Here is a 20,633-nt window from a genome sequence, read left to right on the forward strand (position 1 = left end):
TCTGACGTATGCGACGGAGAGCGGCAAGCTATTCGGGCGCTACGGCAGGAAGCTCGTCCATTTCGGCGAGAAATGCACGATTGATGTGGATGATCCCCAATATCCGGACGGTCCGTTTGGACTTCGCCACAAGACGGGGAATGTTAATGAGTGGGTGGAGAGAAATTGGGGTCGAAGGAAATGGGACCAATACGGTCTGCGCGGCGGTTGCTATGACGATGGCGGGATGTATTTGAGGGTGGCTTGGCGTGGCCACCCATTTCCCGATATCTGCCACAAAGGTTTCGGCTTTCGCGTCGGCGCCCCCGTTCCCCGGGACTCGATGCTGTGACTTAGGCGCTTCACTTTCCTTTCTTGAAAAATTTCTTATAATTTGGCTATATTATAGCCAGAATGAGATATGAGGTCATTCTCGCGCCGGAAGCGGTGGAGGATCTTCGAAAGCTCCGGGCGAACGAGCGGGCGACGGTAAACGATGCCTTGGAGCGCTATTTGAGGCATGAGCCCGAAAAGGTGAGCAAGAGCCGAATCAAGGCGTTGAAGGGGTTGCGACGCCCGAAATATCGGTTGCGCGTCGACGATATTCGGGTTTTTTACGATGTGACGCCGTCGCGGGTCGATGTCCTGGCGATCATGCCGAAGGCCAAAATCGTCGCATGGCTGGAAAAGAAAGGGGAAAAGATATGAAGGAAATCGCATTGGCCGAGATCAAGGATCAATTATCCCAATACCTGCGGAAGGCGGAGAAGGAGGACCTGGTCATCACCCGTCATGGAAAGCCGGCCGGCGTGTTGATCGGGTTTAAATCGGAGGACGATTGGCTCGACTACCGCCTGGAAAACGACCCGAAGTTCCTGGCCCGCATCGAGTCCGCGCGGCGAAAGCTCCGGGCGGGCAAGGGGACGAGGTTAGAAGATCTGAAATAGCCGCCTTATCCATTCTCAGAAAAATTCTTTCATAGCAAATCAGTCCGCAAGATCCCGGACCTCCCGTCGAGAAGCGCCTTCGAGAGGAGCCCAACCATGGCCTGTTTACCCGCCTCCGTCAGCGCGCTGACTCCCGCCAACGCCGCCTTTTTGGAGGCGAGCCTGGCGGCGCTCCGGCGTCCCCAATGCGTCATCCAAGCCGCGGACAATTTTGCCTGCCGGGAAATGGCGGGCCTCGCCCTCCAAGGAAAGGTTCCCGTCATCGATGCGGCGGCGGCCATCGACAGGGCGAACGCGTGGAATCAAATTCGATACTTTCAAAGAGGGTTGACGGACGAGGGCGGGCGTCCCGTCAATGCCTTGGAGCGCGTGGAGACCTATTCTCTGGATGAGGCGGTGCGGCGCCTCGGGGACCGCCATGGGGTTTTCCAGAACGTCCTTGCGGCCTGTCCCCGGGCCGACCTCGAGGTGACGGAGGTCCGCCTGAAGCCGGATACGGGAGGCGTCTACGATCCGGCGCGTCGATTGATGAACGCAAACAGCACTCTGAAGAGCGGACTGGCCGCGGGACTCTTTGAATCCGTCATCCATCCGGATCAATCGAACGTGTGGCGGTATCTGCCCCTCCAAGTCGAGTTGGGCATCATGATGATGCGGGGCGGGGAGCACCCCATCGGCGTCCAGTTGACGGCCGCCGAGAGTACGTTCGATGAAGTGCGGGATCTCTTGGCTCAAGCCGAGCCCCGGCGTCCTTTGTGCGTCCCGTGCCCGGACTTCCGAGGCGGCGCTTACGACGCCGGCGGCTACCTGCAGGCCCTGGAGGTTTTTGACGTGCATGGAATGATTCGGGACGCCTACCGCATGACCCGGCACGATCTCTCCCACATCAGCGTTTTCAATCAAAAGCCGGCGGAGAGGCCGCGGGAGGCGGTCCTGCAGTACGATGCCCTGGAGGAGGCCGTCGACATTCGCCTTCCTCTCAGCCCCCTTCATTCGGAAGAGATACGCGCCGAGGCGTTCGACGAGACGAAGCCGGGCCCCCATCTGGGAAAAGTGCTCGACGAATTGCGGGACTGGCTGCTCAGCGGTTACTTCGACCACAACGAAAGCCTGGAGCACGTCAAAAAACGACTCCTCGACGAATTTGGGGCCATGGCGCCGCATGCCTCGGTCGCCGCCGGGCTCATTATCTTTTACGAGAAATGTCTTTGGGGACGGATTCGGGCGATCCGTTCTTCAGGGTCTTCCACGTGATCACGAACATCCAAGCGCCGGTTTTCCGCCTGGCGAATGTTTTGACCGACCCGAATGGGCCCCAGCCGTCGTGGACGGTGATCTCCTGTGCAAGGAATGAAACAGAGGGCGCGAGGGGGACGTTCGCGATGCGGGCCTCTCCGCTGGCGCCGGCCGTGCTCTCGGCCATCGCCTGTTCCGCTTGCTCTTCCCCCGATACCTTCGAAGTCGTCGGCCTCCCCATCGCTTTCTTCGCCGGCTTGCTGGCCGTCGGCTGGACGGGCTACCTCCTTCTGGAACGCAGATTCTGCGCGGCGAACAGGAACAGGATCCTGTCGGCCCTCCGGGAACGGTCCAAGACATGGACCGAATTGGCGCGTGAGCTCGACTTGAACCTCATCCTCCTTCACGGGACCCTCGACCGCCTGGTCAAGGACGGGGTCATTCAACGGGAGTGGCGATACGAAGAGGGACGTCTCTTGTGCTACTACCGGCTGACGATCCTTTCCGTTTTTGAATGATCTATCCATTCTTAAGAATTTTCCCTCCCATCGCGCGAATTCGCGGAATCGAGGCCACCATTTGGGAGGTCCGCCGAAGAGGCCGTCGAGGATCAAACACGGAGAAACGACCATGACGATGACGGCGACCTTCTCACCGTTTGCCGCCAACGCACTTCAGGTCCTGGCGGATTGCGGACTGGCCTCCCGGGGCATGGGTCTTCAGGCCGCGGCCCATACCTACTGGCAGAAACCCGGCGCGATTCTCGGGTGCATCAGAAGCCCGGATCAATCGGAGTGGCAGGCGATTCAGGCGCTGCATGCCAGGTTGATCGCGGGGGAGGTCCGGCCGCCGGAGGGGGTGGCGAAGGCGTTTCAGGATCTGGCCGGCAGGATCACGTCGAAAGGGGGGCGCCTGGAGGACGTTACGGACGAGAAGGATTTCTATTTCTGCCGCGTCGCCGGCGCGATCTTGGATGGGGCGACGCTGGTCTTCAGCCAACGGGGCCCGAGCCCGGTGGAGATGAGGGAGATGATGCCGTGGATACAGACAAGGATCGACCGGCGAGGCGTTCACCTGTTGCCGGAAGGGGTCTTTGTGCGGAGGGCGAGGCAGGAGGTCCTGGCGCCGGAGGCCTCGCGCATTCTCGAAACCGGCTCGGCCGAAGGGCCCGGGCGGCCCGAGCCGCGCCTTTTTTATTTGATGGCCGACGGCGGGCTCTATGTGGAAGAGCGGCCCGAAGGGGATCTCTTCCTCATTGGGACGTGGATTTCGTGACCCTGATTTCCTTCTCGATCGCCTTCACCAACTCAGGTGCCTCGGGCGCGACGTTCGAGGAGAAATGCCGGACGACCTTGCCCTCCCGGTCGACCAGGAATTTTTCGAAATTCCAGCCGACGTTTCCTTCCTTGCCCGCGCCGTCGAGCAGAAATTTGTAGAGGGGGTGCTGGTTGGGCCCCTTGACGTCGCCCTTGGAGAGGAGGGGAAAGGTCACGCCGTAACGACGCTCGCAGAAGGCCTTGATCTCCGCGTTCGTGCCCGGCTCCTGGCCGCCGAACTGGTTGCAGGGCATGCCGAGGAGGACGAAGCCCTTGTCTTTATAGGTCTCGTAAAGTTTCTCCAAGCCTTCGTACTGGGGCGTGAAGCCGCATTCCGAGGCCGTGTTGACGACGAGGACCACCTTGTTCCGGTATTCCGAAAGATCGGCGTCCCTTCCATCGATGGACTTGACGGCGATGTCGTAGAACTCGGCGCGCGCGGGCAAGGCCATAGTGACCCCCAGGAAGAGTAGGATGACGAGAAACAATCGTTTCATAACGCAGTGAGTCTACCCCTCCGCCGCTTCCCCTTCAAGGGCGCGATGCAGTCCCAATATAGAGCAACCTCGTTGAATCGGGTTTCGATACAGCCCCCACACCATGCTGGTGCGATCAGGCTTTGGATTTCATTAAGGAGCTGAACGTGCTTGTCCACCTGCCCGGGGCCTTTCGAGCCGCCCAGATCTTCGGGGCTGTTTATGACGTCGCGCCCTTGAGCCAGCGGTACGCCATGGAGTTGATGGCCCTGGCCGTCGACCGGGACGTCTCCTATCGCCACAAGGAGTTGGAGGACTTGAGACGGGACCTGGAGCCCTCGCGGCAGTGGATCCGCGACACCCTGGGCCGGGTTCCCTGGGACTTCGGCCGCTGGCTGCCGCAGCCGGTCCGTCTCTTCTTGGAGAACCGCCGGGCCTCCGAGATCCTCGTCCCGCCGGCCCGCATCACGGAGCCTCCCGTCTCGCCGCGGACGCCCATCCAGCAGCCGACGCGGCTCCCCCTCGTCAGCTGGCGGGAAAAAGACCTCCAACCGCTCCTCGGCGAATGGAACGCCCAGGTGGCCGGGCTGCAGCGATTGATGGACCTGCAGCCGCCCGGCGAGATCCGAGACCCGGAGCTCCTCTCGGCCGCCTACTTCTATGACGTGGCCCGGGGCGCCCTCCGTCTCGCGTACTTCGACGAACTCACCGGCCTCCGCAACCGGCATGAGTTGGAACGCCTGACGCCCATCTTGGAAGCGAATCTCCAGCGCAAGCGCAAGAATGCGCCGGCCGACTATTTCCTCATGGTCGACATCGACCATTTCAAGAACGTGAACGACACCCACGGCCATCCGGTGGGAGACATCGTCCTTCAAAAGATTGCGAAGGCCCTGTTTCACGTGAGGGAAGGCGATTACGTCTTCCGCCTGGGGGGCGAGGAGTTTTTGCTCTTCATGGCGAACGTCGGCGAAAGGGGCATCGGCCGCGTCGCGCAGCGGATCCGGCGCCAGATCTCGGAGCTCAAGATTTCCGCTCCTGGCCTCGAAGAACCGCTCCGCGTGACGGTCAGCATCGGCGTGACGCGGTTCCGCGTCTTGAGCCTCTCGGACCTGTCCGTACCCGACCTTCCGAAAACGCCCGTCAGTCGCGCCATCGAGGAGACCGACCAGGCGCTTTACAGGGCCAAGAAGCGGGGCAGGAACCGCGTCGTCTACTATTGGAAGAAATAAGGCCCTTGGCGAACCTGACGGCCCGGAATCCCTGCGAAACTCCAGACGATCTGCGTCCGATAATCGGTTATTCAGGAAAAGTAGGGAATAACGGCTCAAGGCGAGGTAAAATGCCAAAGATGTCGAGGCACATCTTGCGTTTCGAATGGGTTCTCGTGGGGTGCCTTGTTTTGGGCCTCCCGGCCTGTTTGGAGACGGGCCAGGGCACGGGCGCGCCGGCCGTCGCGTCGAACGGCGCCGTTTTCTCCGCGGACGCCGGGTCGAAGACCGAGGCCGGACCGGACGTCGTTCAGGAGGATTCCAAGCCCCATCCGGGCGGCGTGAGCGCGCCGCTCAACGAGTGGGAGGGGGATGCCAAGTTCGCCCTGACCGTCCGGGGGAACGTCAGCCAGTGCACGGAGACGTTGCACAGGGCCAATGGGTTGGACATCCAGGTGGTCAAGAGCCGGCTGAACGGGCGGTTGGTCCTCGTCGATACCGGGGACGGGACGGAGAAGCCTCTCCTGGTCGGTTGCGCCTTGCGCTTCATTCGAGTGACGGAGGGGGGGGCGGACGCCCTCCTGTGCACCGATATCCTGTTGAAACCCGATTGCACCTTCCATCAGGAAATGGAGATCGCCGACCCCGGGTCGGCGGCTTTTCACCTGGCCAAGGAGCTGATCAATCTGTTGCATCCGCAACCCTATCCGGCCTGCGTGCCGCCGGAGAGTCCCGATTTTGCGACCGCGAAGAACGAATTTGACTTCTCGGGACTCGCCACCGAAAATCCTCCACCCTGCGGCCAGCAGCGGATCATGATCATGCCCGGCATGACGATTCATGACAAACTCAAGGGCGGCCTCGAGCGGAAAGGGCAATGACATCCATGGGCAAAATCCTTCTCGGAATCTTTTTGGGCGCGTCCCTGGCCGGTTGCACGGGGTTTGTTTCCCCGGGAGCCGCGCCGACGGCGCCGGGGCTGGCGCCGGCCGCGGCTCAAAAGGAATCGGGTGACGACACGGTCCTGACGGCCGACGTCCCGTCCGGCGGAGACGCCCCATACGTCCCGCCCGCGGGTACACCCCCTCCCGCCGGTTCGCCGCCCCCCGCCGGCGAAGCCGTGGCCTTCGGAAAAAATCCCATGTACGCCGTCGCCGATTCCCTAGCCCAACCCCACCCCGGCGGCGTGAGCGCGCTTCCCGCGGACGTGGAGGGAGGGGGCAAGGCCAAGACGCTTTTTGACTTCGTCATCACGGCCACCGCCGAGCCGCTCTGCGAAGTGACGTCCGGCCCGGAAGAAAACGCCGTCAAGTACGAGGTGAAGGGGACCATTGGGGCCGCTCTCATGGACGGGACCAAGGTGCCCGTGACGAGCGGGTGCGAGCTGCTCAAGGTGCGTTTCCACAGGTCGGTTTCGAAGAACACCGTTCAATGCCAGGACCTGTCCGTGGCGGAGGATTGCCGGTTTAGCGGGACGATTACGGTCCCCGACGGTCCGCGGCCGACGGCCTACATCATCCGCGACATGGGCAAGTCGACGCAGGATTGCGGGGACGTGGACGGCATCGATGCCAGAGGACGCTGGGGCGAGACGGTCTTTATGCCTCCACCCGCCGGAGGGCTTTCCGTTTGCCAACCTCAGAAGATCTACGACATCTTCAAGCTGTGATTTTCGCCAGCAGCCTCTTCTTGGTCGGAAGCCCCAATTGTTCCAGCCTCAAATAGAGGGTCCGGAGGGCCATGCCCAAGTCCTCGGCCGCCTTCTTCTTATCCAGCGAGTGGCGCTTGAGCGCGTCCAGGAGTTTCCGCCTCTCCGAGACGTCATCTTCCGACCGGTGCAACGGGGGTTCCGAAGACGCGGCCGCCGGTTCGAAAGAGTGCCGGGGAAAGAGTTCCGGGTGCTGTTCGACCAGCTCCCGCGTGATCGTGCGTCCCTTGGCGAAGAGGATGAGGTTCCGGAGCACCGCCTCGAGCTCGCGCACGTTTCCCGTCCAGTCGTGCCGGAGAAACGCGTCCAGGGCGCCGTCGTCCAATTCCGACTTGGGAAGTCCGTAGGTCTTCGCGACCCGCGCGGACAGGTGCTCGATCAGGAGCGGCAGATCGCCTTTGCGTTCCCGGAGCGGCGGCAGGCGGATCGTGAGCCCGTTGATGCGGAAAAAAAGATCCTGGCGGAATTTTCCCCCGCGTACGAGCTGGGCAAGGTCCCGGTTGGACGCCGTGACGAGACGGACGTCGACCTTCACCATCTTGGAGGAGCCGACGGGGCGGATCTCGCCTTCTTGAAGGACGCGGAGGAGCTTGGCCTGCATGGCGAGCGACATGTCGGCGACCTCGTCCAGAAAGAGCGTCCCGCCGCTCGCCTGTTCGAAGAGGCCGATCCGGTCGCGGTCGGCGTGAGTGAAGGAGCCTTTCTTGTGTCCGAAAAGTTCGCTCTCCAGGAGGGTTTCCGGGATGGCGCTCACGTTCTCCGCCACGAAGGGGCCGTTCTTGCGCGGGCTGTTGGAATGGAGGAGGCGGGCGACGAGTTCCTTGCCCGTGCCGGATTCGCCGTGGATCCAGACGGGAATGGACGTGTCGGTCACGTGATCCATGAGTTCGAAGACCTTCATCATCGGAGGAGACTGTCCGACGATCTCGTCGTAGACGTGGCGGAGGGCGCCCCGGGCGGCGCCCGCCGTTCCGCCCTTCTTGCCGAGCTTCTCGATCCGCTCCGCCTGCGCGTCCACCTTGGCCTTGAGCCGCTCTTGCGCGCGCGAAAGGTCGGCGATGAGCCGCGCCTTTTGGACCGCCAGCACGGCCTGTGAGGAGAACGCGCCGAGCAGGAGGATGTCCTCCGGGGAGAAAAGGTCCGGCTGGAAACGATGATCCAGGTAGATCACCCCGGCGGCCTCGCCGTCCAGGACGAGGGGAATGACCGCGATCGCCTTGAGGCCGAGCGTCACGACGCTCTTTTTTTCCTGAAAGCGCGGATCGAGCTGGGCGTTGTCGGTCACCACCGGGGCGGCCTCCTGAAGGGCGCGCCGGACGGCGGTGAGCGAGGGCGTGAACTCCTCCTCGCCGAGCACCTTTTTGGAAAAGCGCCGGGCCGCCGCGACGCCGAAGCCGGGCAGGGGGCCTTCCTTGGAGGAGACGCCGGTCAGCCCGTCCTTTAGAAGGAGAAAGGCGCGCTCGGCGCCGGTCAGGAGGATGGCCGCGTCCAGGAACTCCTCGAGGAGCTTTGAGAGGTCGGTCATCGCCGCCACCTTGCTGCTGATGTCGGCGAAGAGGCGGAACCGGCCCGGCGCGATGCCTCCGGGCTGCGCTCCGCCGCCGGCGGACGGGACGGGGCCTTGCAGGATTTTTTCGAATTCCATTTTGAATTCCTCCGGCAGCCTTTGGTAGATGGCGAGTTTTTCGGGATACGGCCGGTCTTTGACGCTGCGAAAGGCGCGGAAGTCCTCGCGGATCTTGCGGGCGCGCGCGCGGTCGCCGTCGTCGCCGTAGGTTTCCAGGACGTCGCCGGCCGCGTCCAGGTCCTTCAACGCCTCGGCGTAGAGCCCCATTTCCTGCAGGACGAGGGCGCGGTTGTCGCGATAGCGCGCGGTTTGCAGGACCTCTCCGCCCTTCTCGGACAGGGAGACGGCGCGGTCCATGCACTCCCGGGCCTTGTCCCACTCCTTGGTCTCGCGGAAGAGCATGCCCAGGTGGTCCCAGGCGATCGCCTCGGCTTGCGGGTTGCCGACCTGCTCCAGAATCTTCACCGCGGTCTCAAAGCGCCGCCGCGCGTCCTCAAGGCGGCCCTCCGCCTGGGCCAGGAGGCCCGAGCGGTTTTCGATTTCACCCTGAAGGAGAGGGGAACCCTCCGCCAGGGGCAGGGCCTGTTTCAGATGGCCGTCCGCCGCCGTCGGATCCCCGGCGCGTTCCAGGAGCGTTGCGAGCATGACGTGCGCCCGGGCGTGGTAGTTCTTGAGGGCGGGATGACGGTCGTGGTCGCCGGTCTCGATGGATTCGCTCAGGCGCGCGAGGGCCTCCTCCGTGCGGTCGGCGGCGAAAAAGGTGATGCCCGTGTAGAGGCGGTGCTTGACCGTCTCGACGCGCGTGGCGTCGTCGCCCTTGGCGGAATACCAAGCGTCGTAGGTCTTGAGGGCTTCTTCATAGCGTCCGAGGCGGTAGAGGGACGGGGCCTTGTGCCCGAAGACGATGGCGCGCTCCAGGTTGGTGACCGCGAAGGGGAGCAGGCGGTCGGCGAGGGCGATGGTCTCCTCGAACGCGTTTTTTCCGAAGAGAAATTCCAGGGCGCCAAGGAGCCAGGCGCGCGCCGTCTCCGCGCGTCCGGCCTCGATCGCGTGACGGACGATACGGACGGCGGCGGGCCCTTGCTCCGGTTTCGGATGATCCTTCAAAAGGGCGGAGAGCCAGGCGGCGTGGGCGTCTCGCATCCCCTCGGGTCCGAATGCGGTCTCGAAGGCTGTCCGGAGGCCGGGGTGGGCCAGCCGCAGGCGGTGGTGTTCCTCGCGCGCGAGCGGCGACGTGACGAGTCCCGCGGCGATCAGCTCCAACTCCGACCTCGCGAGGGCCTCGCCGTCTCCCGCCCAGGCGGCCTTCAATTCTCCGGCGCTCGCCGTGCCGGTCTCGGAGACCAGGAGGGCGAAGAGCCAGGAGGTCTCGGGCCGGAGCCCCGCGACGCGCGCGGCCGCCGCTTCCTGAAAGTTCTTTGGGACCGCGAAGGCCTTGGCGCCCCGCCGGTAGTGGCGGAGGGCTTCCATGAGGAGCAGAGGCCTCCCGCCCGCCTCCCGCACGATGCGATCCGCCTCGTCCTTGGGGAGGGGATCGTCCTCGGTCGCCTTCAACACGAGCTCAAGGGCGCGCTTCTTGGGGAGATCCTTGAGGACGACGGTGGCGGCTCGAGTCTCTTCGGCGATCCGCGCGATCCACGCCTTCGTTTCTCCGTCCGCCAGGTCCGAATCGTATTCGAGAAAAATCAGGGTTTGGGACTTGAGAAGACGGCGAACCTCCAGCCCGATCGCATTCCGCTCCTCGTTCGTCGTTCTCCGATGGACGTCGGGAAAGACGCGCGCCTCGCGCCCGCGGAGCTTCAGCCGCCACAGCGTTTCCTCCAAGAGGCGCGTGCGGCCGATGCCCGTCGGGCCCGTGACGATCAGGACACGCGCCCGGTCCTCGGCCTCGCGCAGGTCTTCCTCCTCCGGTCGCGGCACCCAGGGCGCCTTCTGCAGGATGGTTTGAGTCGTCTCCTCCGTGCTCAAGGGGACGGGCGTCTTGAGATGCAGGTTGAGCGCCTTGAGCGGCCCGAGCGCGGTCGCGAAACGCTCCGAGGGATTGGCCTTCATCAGGCGTTCGAGAATTTTCGCGAAAGGTTCGGGGAGTTTCCGTCCCTTGAGGGACTCGAAGAACGACAGGCCGAGGGCATAGAGGTCGCTCTGGGCGTCGTAACGCCCGGCCTTGGCCTCCGGAGGCCAATAGGCGGGGGTGCCGAGGCCGGGGAGCCCGAAGTCGAGGAGCTTGGCCTCGCCCGAGGCCGTGACGAGGATGTTCGCGGGCTTGAGGTCCCGGTGCAGGAATCCCCGCGAGTGCAGGTAGTGCAGGGCGCGGCAGCAGCCGGCGAAGACCTTCAGGACGGTTTCGTCGGAAGCGCCTTGGGAGGCTTGGAGGGCTTCGTCGAGGGGGAGGCCCTCGACGTGCTCCATCACGTAGGCGGGAGGCGGGCCTTCCAGAAAATTTTCGATGCCGACCAGGTTCGCGTGGGAGAGGCGGATCAGGATCTCCGCCTCCGCCTTGAAAAGGGTGACGGAGGTGGCGGCCTTCGTGTCGAGGAGCCTCTTGAGCGCCAAGGTTCGCCCGGTCTCCCGGTCACGGACGAGAAAGACCTCCCCCCGTCCCCCCCGGCCCAGGGGTTTGAGAACTTCATAGCGAGGGGGGATTCCTGCAACGGAAAGAGCCGTCACTCCGGAAGGATAGCCTATTTTGCAGGGGGCTGAAACTCAATTGTGCAGGATTGCAATTTTGCTGAAAGTGGACGCGAAAATATTGTCCACGGAGTGAACGAAATCCTATGCCCCGCTGCCTTTTGCCTCAACTTTGAAGGTGATCGTTCGAAGACGAGGATCTCAGTATGATGCGGCTCGCCCAACTCAACTTTCCCGCGCCGGTTCTTTCGGTGCCTGTCGCGGATATCGCCCGCTCCGAATGGATGGCGGAGCGGATCGGAGAGGCCCTTTCCGTCCCGCGTCCATTCGGCCGCGCCTATCAGCGGCTGCCGGTCCCTCTCCGTCATGATGACGCCCTCCTCGAACGTCTCCACAATCTCATCGAACCGGTCGGCGACAAAGGCCTCAAGGGCAGCTACGCGGGATGGATCACCCGCGCGGCTCTGGGGGAGGCGGCCGTGCGTGCGGACGAGGCCGCCTTGGTCTCGCTCGTGGACTTTTTTTCGCAGGGCGGATCGCTCGCGGAGCTTGAGAGACGGGCGGCGCTTGTTCTAGGGCCCATGGAGCCTGGGCGGGAGCAGCGCCGTAGGCGCCTTCTTGAGAGCGACGATCCTCTGCGGTCTTCCAAACTGGCCGAGCTGTCCGACGGACATTTCAAAATCGGCGGCGGTTCGGTCCTTCCGGAAGAAAGGCAGGCGGCGGCCTATCTCGCGGACGCCGGAAGTCTTGCCGCGATTCGCAGGATCCGGACCGAAGGTCCTGTTTTGATGGAGGAGGGCGATGCACGGGCGCGGTACCGGCGGACGCGGGAGGTATTTGGAATCGCGCTCGGCAACCACCGGCCGGGAGACCGGTTCTGGCCGCATCAGGTGAAGAGGGCGTTTCAGGGGCTCGGCGATCCGGTTTCAGTCGCTGCGGCCGGCCGGATCGGACGGGCTTACAATCTGGTGCTTGTGCCCGACGGCGAGTTCGAGAGCCGCGTGCTCGCGCGTCGCGCCCGGGAGAGGCATCGGGACTTCCTCTCTCCCTCGACGCAGGATGCGATCTTCTTCAGCCGAAGCTCGAACGGCGGGGCGGAGCTCTACGCAAGGACGCGGCCCCTCAGTCTGCCCTGGTGTCTGGAACCGGAAGACGTCCTGAGGGCCGTCCTGGAAAATATCGTCCACGAGAACCGGCATTCCGTCGACTTCGAGGCCCGAGGGGCGCGTCCGATCGCGCCCGAAGAGCATTTCCCGCTCGAGTTCCGGGCCCACGCCGACGCCTTTCTCTGGTCGGCCCTTCAGGGCGATCCGCGGGACCTCCGCCGGTTTTCCGTGGACCACCCGCTGGGACCGGGCCTCGCGTTCCGGGACCATTTCGAATCGAATTATTAGCTATTTCCCGACCACTTGAACCTGGAAGGCCATCGGCTCGGACGGGAAGCGGTCGACGACCTTGCCGTCGCGCGTGCTCACCACGTCGCCGTTCGCCTTCAAGACGTGGCCGGCCTCGTAGTAGCCGGCATATCCGAAATCGGGCTTCCGGCCCGTCACGCGCTCGTAGGCCTGGGCGTAGTGCCGGTGCTCGATGACATGGTCGGCGGGGACGATCTTGCGGAGCTCGGCGCGGATACGGGCTTCTTGGACCAGAGCGGCCTGGATCGCCTCCGGCGACTGCGTTCCCGTCTTTCTAATGATGTCCCGCACGATCCACATCGAGTTTAGGCCCTCCGCGAAACGGCCCATGACAACCACGTCCCCGTCGCGAAGGGGTTTTTCGGGGGAGGACTTTCCTTCCGGAGCCTGGAAGATGGCTTCTTTGGCGTCACCCAGACGGATCACCGCCGCCTCAACGGCGCCGTTCCTGACGAAGGATGCCTGGTAGCCTTCGGCAACGGGGATGAGTTCCACGCCCGCCGCATCCAGCTTCGGTGCCCCCCCGCGGACGCTGCCGTCGGCCTTCAGAAAGGCCTGCTGGACATGGAGGCGGCCGCCGGGAACGACCTGGTCCAGGCCGTAACCTTGCCGGATCCAATCGGACATCGCCGCCTGGGCCTCCGCGTCCGCCGTCCTCTGGCCAGGGGCGCGGCCCGAGCCTTCGATGGCGACCAGGATCGTGCGGCCGTCCTGACCTCTCACGCGAACGGACTGCCCCGGCGCGGCCGAAGGAGCGGGCGCGGGAGGGTAGCCCTGGTTGCCGGCTTGGAGTGCGGCGACGTTGGCGGATTGGGGGTAGGACGGCGCGATCTCATAGGAGCGTCCGTCGGCCTCGATCACGTCGCCCGGTTTGACGGCCATTCCATTCAGCCACTCGTACGTCATCGGCCGGCCGTTGACGGTGACCCCCCCGCGTGGGGTGCCGATCGGACCGTCGAAGAGGATCAACCCCCCGTTTCGCGTCGGCGCCACGACGAGTCGCGCCGGAGAGGACGGAGAGTCCTGGACCGCGACCGGAGTGCCGTTGGCGTTCGGGACGATCGGCTGCGGCTTGGGCCGCGAGCCGCCCCAGACCATGCCGAGGACCGGGATGGCGAGCGCCGCCCCCGAGACCAGGAGAGCGACCGACTGCGGGACCCCGTGAGCGGTGAGAAGGCCGTACAGACCCGCCGGGCCGCTGATGCTGTAGAGAGCGTCCTGGGGCAGGAGGGGGGACGGGGCGGCCGGGGCCTTGGCGCCCGGAGCGGCGTTCGCTTTGGCCTCGGACCCGATCTCAAAGCGCAGGGTGATCGTGCGGCCCGATTCCGCGGAAACCTCGAGAACCTTCATCCTCGGATGTTCGGACGATTGAAAGGACAGCCCTTTGGCTTTCAGGGCGTCGACGACCTTCTCGTATCCTTCGATCCCGGACGTGCGGATATCAATCGTGTCCAACCTGCCGTTCTGGCGGTTCACCTGGAAACCGAACTTTTCGGGGGAGCCGTTACGCGTTTTGACGTTGGTCCTGACCTGCAGAATCGACAGATCCCTCAGGAGCTGCTGCTCGACCTTCGAATTCGCGGGGGCGGGGGCCTTGGCTTCTTTCGCGCCTTTTCCTTCAACCTTCGTGGCCTCATCGGCCGATTTTTTCACGTCGACCCTGGTGACTTCCTCGCGCTTGGCCTCCTCAACGGCGGGGGTGACGGCCTTCTTCGGAGCAACCGCCTGCTTCGCGGCCACGAGGGCCTGCGCCGGAAGCGGATCGTTCTTGGGTTCGCTTTTCACGGGCTCCGGCGCTTGTTGGGGCGCCGCGGCCTTGGCCGGGAAGACCGTCTCGAAAACCCGGGGGCCGGCCGCGTACTTGAAGTAGCCGAAGACGTCCCGGATGACGGACTGTTTGAAGCCGCCACGGGGCGCCTGCGAAAGCCCCAAGGCGTGGCCGGTCTGGTTTCCTGCGACCATGCCGCCCATCGCGAAGCTGTGAGAGAGGACGAACTGGAGGCGGGGGGATTTCGCGGCGAAGGCCTCGCCGATGGTCCGCCCGCCCGCTCCGAATCCCTTCATGAAGCCCAGCGAGATCAAATTCGCGCCGTAGGATTTCAAGAGGTGATCGGCGGAAAAGACCTGCGAGGCGTCGTGGGCCGAGGCCTGGTAGAGCGTGTTCATGCCCCACAGGGCGTTCGCCTCGGCCGCGAAACCGGCCCCGATGGCGGCGTATCGCGCCTTGGTGACGGCGATTCCCGCCTTGCGGAGGAAGCGGTAGGCCTTGAAGGTGGCGCTGCGACCGATTTTGGCGGCCCCGCCCATGATCGCCATGGCGGCCAGATCATCGGTGCCGGTGGTCCTGATCTCGTCCCAGATGAAACCGGCGATTGTCTTGTTGCCGGTCTCCAACTCCGTCATTTTTTCGCCGCACTTGGCGGCGAACGCTTCGTCGCCGGAGGTCGCCTCGAGCAAACCGTAGAGGCCGTAGGCCGTCTTCGCGGCGCCGTCCATGATCGTGAGGTGGTCGGCGTTCTCGTAAAGGTGGTTCGCGAAGTCCCCGGCCGCCTCGGCATCGCCGGACTCGAGGGCGTCGGTGTATCCGACCAGGAAGCTCACCGCGTCCAGGCGGTAGCCCGTGCCCCAGCCGGTGTTGCCGACGTCGTTCAAGAGCGTCTGCGCGGCGCCCGAGAGCCGTCCGTCCCCCTCGTCGACGACGGCCTGAAGGGCCGCCTTCAGCGTCTTGGCGTCGCCCTTGTTGAGTTTCTTTTCCACGGCGTCCAGGACGTCCCGCTGCAGGTTCCACTTGTCGTGGCAACGGCTGATGCCGGTCTCTTCGCCCCCGCTTGCCGCCCAGGTGGCGAAGCCGGCCGTGTGGCCCAGAATCGAATTGTGGTCGGAGATTTCCTGCCTTTCGCGCTCGTCGATGAAGTTCTTCCAGACCTCGAGCGCCTGCTTGTTCACGTCGCGGCGCCGGTCGCCCTCCATGCGCGAGACGATGGCCTCGGCCTCGGGGAAGTCCGAGCGGATCTTTTTCAATTCCACTTCGGCCGTATCGATCTCGCCCTGGGCGAGGAGGCTCAAGGCCTTGTAGAGCGGGGCGCGCTTGCTGACTTCCTCGTAGGGGCTCGATTCCGCATAGGCGGCCGCCACGTCGTAGGACCGTGAGGCCAGGCTGTTCAGATTGGCCCGAAGCGCCTCCTGGTTCTCGGGATCATCGACGGTGACCGACCCCAGGATCATGTAACGGTTGGCCATGGCCTCCACTCCCTCGAGGACCTGCAGGCCTTCCTCCTCGGAGGGAACGTCGGCGAGCACCAGCTCATTTTCCAGGTCTTGGAGGCTGTTGTACTGTTCCTGGATGTCGTTGTTCACGAGGACGGCCTCGTCGGCGAGCAGGAGCTGTTGAAGACCTTTCACATCCTCGGCGTCGCTCTCGTTGTCGGCGCTTCCGTCGCCGTCGGCGTCCAAGACGCTTAAGTCCATGCGGTTGGCCTGGACGCGAAGCTCGAGGACGTCTTGATCGTTGGGGTTTGTCTCCAGATACGCCGAGAAGGCCTGCGCGGCCCCGTAGCCGTTCCCGACGGCCAGGTAGGCCTTGCCCAATTGAAGGTAATAATCCTCGGTCCCGATCGGGTCGATCTTCCCGGCCTTTTCGAGGGCCTGGACCGCGAGTTGGGGATCTTCCGTATCGGGGTTCTCGACGACGTAGGCGCCCAGGTTCACGAGCTGGAACCAATCGTCGGGCAAGTCGTACGCGGCCTGGGCGTTGTCGTTTGCGGGCTTGAAGAGGGGATGCTGGACGCCGTTGTTCCGCAGGACGACGTCGAGGGCCTGCAGCGTCACGCCCGCCAGGGGGCAGAGGCTCATTAGGGCCGCGTTCTGGGACGCGCCGATCGCCGCCTCCGCCTGCTCGGCCGCCGGTCCCGCGATCAACGGATTCATCGCTAGAGCCAATCCCCAAATTCCCATGTGCCGACCTCCTTATGGACGTTGTGAACAGGGAGGAAAGAGCAAGGTGGATGCCAAGAAAAAGTGAATAAAATCAGTGTGATGACTTGAGTCTTGCAAACACGGTTGCAATTTTATGCAAGAATGCAGTGGGCTCAGGATTCTTATTCGCAGGGCAGGACAACACAGCGGATCACAATGGTTTTTCTCAGGCCGACGTAGTCGCCCAAATTCGGATTCGGCGAATAGTTCGCAGAGACGCCGTAATTTGCCTGGTACGCGCTGCCGCCGCTCTCGGGCGCTCTATAGGTCGTGGAAACATTGGTGTTGGCCGTGTATTCGTCCGTTTCCCCGGGTTCGGCGGTCGCGCTGATCTGGTCGATTGCCGTGTATTGAATCTCGCCGTCGACGTAGACGTGGACGGGGCCCGGGTTCTCCGAAGGCTCGAAGATTGTATCGGAGACCCCCGCGGCCTCGTTGACCGTCGGAGAAGCGGGGTCCGCCAAGGACGGGTTGCCCCCCTCATTTTCTTCGGCGGGCACCTCTGCCGCGGGGACCTCTTCGACGGGAAGCTCTTCGGGGGGAACGAAACCATCGTCCGTTCCCTTGAACGGATTTTCTTCCTTCGTCGGGCCGATGATCGTCTCACGAACGGTTTCGTGGGCCTCTCCGGCGGCGGGGGATTCGGAGGCGGCGGACTCGATGGCCTCCGCAAGGTCCTGCGGCGCTCTTTGGCTCGAGCACGCGGAGGCCGAGGCGATGAGAACGAAGAGGGCTAAGGTCGTTGCATTGCGCATGAAATCTCCTTGTCGTGGATTTCCAGAGCAACCCGAGTGCCAAAAAATGCCGAATGAACTCGCGCCGGCGACTTCGTTCTTGCAAATTCTGCATGCACTTGATGCAAAATTGTATTGCCGTCGCGTACCCGGTACGCGTCTAAGTGATTGAACGAAAAGCGATTCAAGGAGAATGCCGCGACGGCACGCGGTTTGCTCTCTCAGTGAACATGCCCGATCTCTTTCACTACACCGACTACCGCCACTACCTCCGCGACTGGGTCGCCGCCGCGCGCGCCAACAGGAAGGGATTCTCCTTCCGCATCTTTGCGGCACGGGCCGGGTTGGGCGCTCCGGGCTATTTGGGGATGGTGATCCAGGGAAAACGGAATCTGGGCGAATCCGGCCTGGAGCGGTTCATGAACGGCATGAAGTTGATGGCCGCGGAAAGGCTCTACTTCCGGAACCTCGTGCTCTGGAATCAGGCGGAGACGGATGGAGAGAGAAGCCTCTACGAGGGAAAGCTCGCCTTGCTCCGCAAGTCCCGCAAACTCAGGCCGGCGGTCGCGGACGATATCCGGGGCAGGATCGAACGTTTCCGCGGGGAGATCGCCGGCCTGCTGGCCCCCGACTTCACGCCGGAAGAGGCCGCGATGCTGGCGAGACAGTACGTGCCGGAAGAATAGAACGGGGCGCCCGGGTCAGCTCGCTCCCCCGACGACAAGTTCCGGAATGCGAAGTGTGGGCTGCGCATCCCCGACCGGAACGCCCTGGCCGTTCTTGCCGCAGGTGCCGATGCCGAACCCGTGGTCGCTTCCGATCTTGTCGATGATCTGCAGGATTTTCGGCCCGTTGCCCATGAGGATGGCGCCGCGGACGGGCTCGCCCAGCTTCCCCTGGTCGATCAGGTAACCCTCGTTGACCTCGAAGACGAAGTCGCCGTTGACCGTGTTGACCTGGCCGCCCCCCATCTTTCGGACAAAAAGGCCTTTTTCCGTGGACCGCAGGATCGACCCCGGCTCGTCGGAGCCGGCGAGGATCATCGTGTTCGTCATCCGGCAGATGGGTCGGAAACGGTAGGATTCGCGGCGCCCGTTGCCGGTCAAGGGGAAGCCGTGCTTCCGGGCCATCCGGCGGTCGCACATGTATTTCTTGAGCACGCCGTTCTCGATCAGGACGGTCCGCTCGGAGGGCACCCCTTCGTCGTCGAAGACGAAGGACCCGCGCTTGTTGGCGAGCGTGGCGTCGTCGACCACCGTGATCCGGTCGCCCGCGATCTTCCGACCGATCTTGTCGTGGTAGACCGAGAGCCCCTCGCCGGCCAAGTCCGCCTCCAGGCCGTGACCCACCGCCTCGTGCACCATCGTGCCGCCCGCCTCGGAAGAGATCACCACCGGCATCGTGCCCGCCGGGGCCTTGCGCGCGCCCAGCATCATCAAGGCCTGCGAGGCCGCGGTCTTGGCGATTGCCTCCGGCGTCGTCTCCGGATTGTCCAGGAATTCCAGGCCGATCAACCCGCCCACGGGGTGGTAGCCGGTCTGCAGGAGCCCGGTCGCCGCGTCCTGGACCACGACCTGGACGAAGAAGAGGGCGTAGGTCCGGTCGTCCTTGGCGATCTCGCCCAGGGAATTGGCGATCATCACCTTCTTGGCGATCTCGGAGTACAGGACCTTGACCTGCTTGATCTTTGAAACGGGGGATGGATCGGCCGCCCAGGCGAACTTTTCGGCGCGCTCGATCAGACCGCGCTTCTTTTGTATGTCCAGGTCGCGCGGCGGTTTCTTGATCTCAAATTGGATGTGCGGCGGGACGGTCTTGAGGGCGATGTCGTTGTCGAAGGCCTCCGCCTTGACGGCCCCGGCCACCGAGTCCGCGAGTTCCAGGAGGGCCTTTTCGGAGACGTCGTTGGTGAACCCATAGGCGGTCTTTTCCCCCCACATGACGCGGAGCCCCACGCCCCGGTCGAGGGCGGGGTTGACCTTCTCGATCCTCTTCTGCTCGGCGATGATCTGCAACGACTCGGAGTCGTCGGCGTAAAGCTCGGAAAAGTCGCCGCCGTTCTGGAGCGCCTTCTTGAGGATCTTGGGGAGGTCGAAGGATTCAATCATTGATCCTGAGTATCACATGGGATATTCGGTCCGCAACTTTCGCTCCCGGGGCACGATAATCAGGACGTCATGATGGGTGGAAAACTATCCTTTTTGGCCTTTCGCGTCATCGGCTTGCTGGCCGCAGCGGCGGCCGCGTGGCCGTTGGTTTCCTGCGAACTCCAGCAGGGCGGGGACCAGTTGCACGGAATGATCAACATCGCCTTTCCCTCCACCGCGGTGTGTCAGGCCCAGCAGAAACTGATCAATTTTCGGAACGTGAGCGGGACGGAGATCGTCATCGAAGGTGCCGCCATCTCCGGCGGGACGGACCCGGAAGGGAACTTCAACCTCCTGGGCGTCAAGATCAACGCGGAGACCGTGCCCGCCACCACGGGATTCTTAAACGACGTCCATGTCCCCTCGGGGGCCGACTACGCCTTCATCATCTCTTATACGCCCCGGAGCGAAAACACGGAGCACACGGCCATCCTCGACATCGCCTACCGGGCGCCCAGGGAAGGCATCGTGCAGATCTCGCTCTACGGGACGTCGACCGGGCGCGCCCCCGTCTGCCCGACGGGCGGAGGCAACACCGGAGGCGGCAAGGGCGACCTGAACGGGGCGGTGACGATCACCATCGACCGCATCGCCCTGGTGTCCAGCGCGCTCTCCCAGCCCATCAGCACCGATCCGGAAAATACCGTCACGCCTTACAATCCGGTCTCGGTTCCGATCTCCTTCGATGCCGCCGCGAACGGCGTGGTCCTTCCGACGATCGGAGAGGACGTTCAGTTCCTCCTGCCGCGCACGAAGACGAATCCCTTGTTCAACCTGATCAAGAGCGAGACCCTCGTCACCACCGAAGCGGACGGCTCCGGCACTTACGGCGACGACGGGTCCATCGAGATCCCGAACGTGCCCATCCACCTGACGGAGTGTTTCGACACGAATTTCGACGTGACGCTGACGACGGGCGAGGTGACGATCCCCAACAACCTGCCCAAAAACCTCCTCCGGACGGCCGGCTTTGACCTGACGGACGACCAGACGAAGGTCTTCGGTTCGCCCGTCGACGCGACGACCTTGGAGACGACGCTCATCGGCATCGCGACCTTCACGGGAACCACGGGGGCCAGTTCCTGCACGGTCGCCCAGTCCATGGAGGCGACGGCCGGCGCGGTCATCATCAAGGCGACGATTCACCTTCCGGAAGGCGCCTAAGCCGGAAATCCAGCCCTCGTGCCGCATCACGTCAAAAAATGTGTCTTTTTTGGGACAGTTACGCTTCTTTTATCGGCAACCTTTGCCGTTCGCTGTCGATAAGGCGGTTAGGATAGGCACCCCTTGCCGG

General features: G+C 63.8%; 17 protein-coding genes. 12 read left to right on the forward strand and 5 right to left on the reverse strand.

Annotation, left to right across the window (positions count from 1 at the left end; all coding sequences use genetic code 11):
* The 6 genes from VLJ37_04740 to VLJ37_04765 all read left to right on the forward strand — a co-directional run.
* On the forward strand, positions 1-331 hold a 331-nt coding region (locus VLJ37_04740), incomplete at its 5' end, for a hypothetical protein (protein ID HSA58973.1).
* Positions 332-393: 62 nt separating this feature from the next.
* Complete coding sequence (locus tag VLJ37_04745) at positions 394-687, forward strand: type II toxin-antitoxin system RelE/ParE family toxin (GenBank protein HSA58974.1); 294 nt, start codon at positions 394-396, stop codon at positions 685-687.
* Positions 684-926 carry a type II toxin-antitoxin system Phd/YefM family antitoxin gene (locus VLJ37_04750; GenBank protein ID HSA58975.1) on the forward strand — a complete coding sequence of 81 codons (243 nt, stop codon included), beginning with the start codon at positions 684-686 and terminating at the stop codon, positions 924-926. The genes VLJ37_04745 and VLJ37_04750 overlap by 4 nt, the downstream gene beginning before the upstream one ends.
* A 96-nt stretch (positions 927-1,022) precedes the next feature.
* Positions 1,023-2,180 carry a hypothetical protein gene (locus VLJ37_04755; protein HSA58976.1) on the forward strand — a complete coding sequence of 386 codons (1,158 nt, stop codon included), beginning with the start codon at positions 1,023-1,025 and terminating at the stop codon, positions 2,178-2,180.
* Entirely contained in the window at positions 2,129-2,680 is a 552-nt protein-coding gene (locus VLJ37_04760) for a winged helix-turn-helix domain-containing protein (protein HSA58977.1), read from the forward strand. The genes VLJ37_04755 and VLJ37_04760 overlap by 52 nt, the downstream gene beginning before the upstream one ends.
* Before the next feature lie 112 nt (positions 2,681-2,792).
* Entirely contained in the window at positions 2,793-3,437 is a 645-nt protein-coding gene (locus VLJ37_04765) for a hypothetical protein (protein HSA58978.1), read from the forward strand.
* Here the strand turns inward: VLJ37_04765 and VLJ37_04770 are convergent.
* Positions 3,415-3,975, reverse strand: a complete 561-nt coding sequence (locus VLJ37_04770) for a glutathione peroxidase (protein HSA58979.1) — start codon at positions 3,973-3,975, stop codon at positions 3,415-3,417. The two genes, VLJ37_04765 and VLJ37_04770, sit on opposite strands and share 23 nt — an antisense overlap.
* Before the next feature lie 146 nt (positions 3,976-4,121).
* Here VLJ37_04770 and VLJ37_04775 point away from each other — a divergent pair, with 146 nt between their 5' ends.
* The 3 genes from VLJ37_04775 to VLJ37_04785 all read left to right on the forward strand — a co-directional run bounded on the left by VLJ37_04775 (position 4,122) and on the right by VLJ37_04785 (position 6,834).
* On the forward strand, positions 4,122-5,186 hold the full coding sequence (locus VLJ37_04775) for a GGDEF domain-containing protein (protein ID HSA58980.1): 1,065 nt from the start codon (positions 4,122-4,124) through the stop codon (positions 5,184-5,186).
* A gap of 119 nt (positions 5,187-5,305) precedes the next feature.
* The gene (locus VLJ37_04780; protein ID HSA58981.1) at positions 5,306-6,046 is read left to right on the forward strand and encodes a hypothetical protein; all 741 of its coding nucleotides are present in this window, start codon (positions 5,306-5,308) and stop codon (positions 6,044-6,046) included.
* A 5-nt stretch (positions 6,047-6,051) separates the two neighbouring features.
* Positions 6,052-6,834, forward strand: coding sequence for a hypothetical protein (locus VLJ37_04785; protein ID HSA58982.1), 783 nt, complete (start codon positions 6,052-6,054; stop codon positions 6,832-6,834).
* Here VLJ37_04785 and VLJ37_04790 read toward each other — a convergent pair.
* Complete coding sequence (locus VLJ37_04790; GenBank protein HSA58983.1) at positions 6,824-11,107, reverse strand: sigma 54-interacting transcriptional regulator; 4,284 nt, start codon at positions 11,105-11,107, stop codon at positions 6,824-6,826. The genes VLJ37_04785 and VLJ37_04790 overlap by 11 nt on opposite strands.
* Positions 11,108-11,274: 167 nt before the next feature.
* On the opposite strand from VLJ37_04790, the gene VLJ37_04795 reads away from it, so the two are divergent.
* Complete coding sequence (locus tag VLJ37_04795; GenBank protein HSA58984.1) at positions 11,275-12,462, forward strand: hypothetical protein; 1,188 nt, start codon at positions 11,275-11,277, stop codon at positions 12,460-12,462.
* On the opposite strand, the gene VLJ37_04800 is transcribed toward VLJ37_04795, so the two are convergent.
* Both VLJ37_04800 and VLJ37_04805 read right to left on the reverse strand, forming a co-directional pair.
* Positions 12,463-16,437, reverse strand: coding sequence for a hypothetical protein (locus VLJ37_04800; GenBank protein ID HSA58985.1), 3,975 nt, complete (start codon positions 16,435-16,437; stop codon positions 12,463-12,465).
* Between the two features lie 143 nt (positions 16,438-16,580).
* Positions 16,581-17,213, reverse strand: coding sequence for a hypothetical protein (locus VLJ37_04805; protein HSA58986.1), 633 nt, complete (start codon positions 17,211-17,213; stop codon positions 16,581-16,583).
* Positions 17,214-17,422: 209 nt separating this feature from the next.
* Between VLJ37_04805 and VLJ37_04810 the strand changes: the two genes are divergently transcribed.
* On the forward strand, positions 17,423-17,878 hold the full coding sequence (locus VLJ37_04810) for a TIGR02147 family protein (protein ID HSA58987.1): 456 nt from the start codon (positions 17,423-17,425) through the stop codon (positions 17,876-17,878).
* A gap of 15 nt (positions 17,879-17,893) precedes the next feature.
* Here VLJ37_04810 and VLJ37_04815 read toward each other — a convergent pair whose 3' ends face one another.
* The gene (locus tag VLJ37_04815; protein HSA58988.1) at positions 17,894-19,300 is read right to left on the reverse strand and encodes a TldD/PmbA family protein; all 1,407 of its coding nucleotides are present in this window, start codon (positions 19,298-19,300) and stop codon (positions 17,894-17,896) included.
* 72 nt (positions 19,301-19,372) lie between these two features.
* On the opposite strand from VLJ37_04815, the gene VLJ37_04820 reads away from it, so the two are divergent.
* Positions 19,373-20,503, forward strand: a complete 1,131-nt coding sequence (locus tag VLJ37_04820; protein HSA58989.1) for a hypothetical protein — start codon at positions 19,373-19,375, stop codon at positions 20,501-20,503.
* Positions 20,504-20,633 lie beyond the last annotated feature (130 nt).

The organism is bacterium, assembly GCA_035454885.1.
GTDB lineage: Bacteria > UBA10199 > UBA10199 > JACPAL01.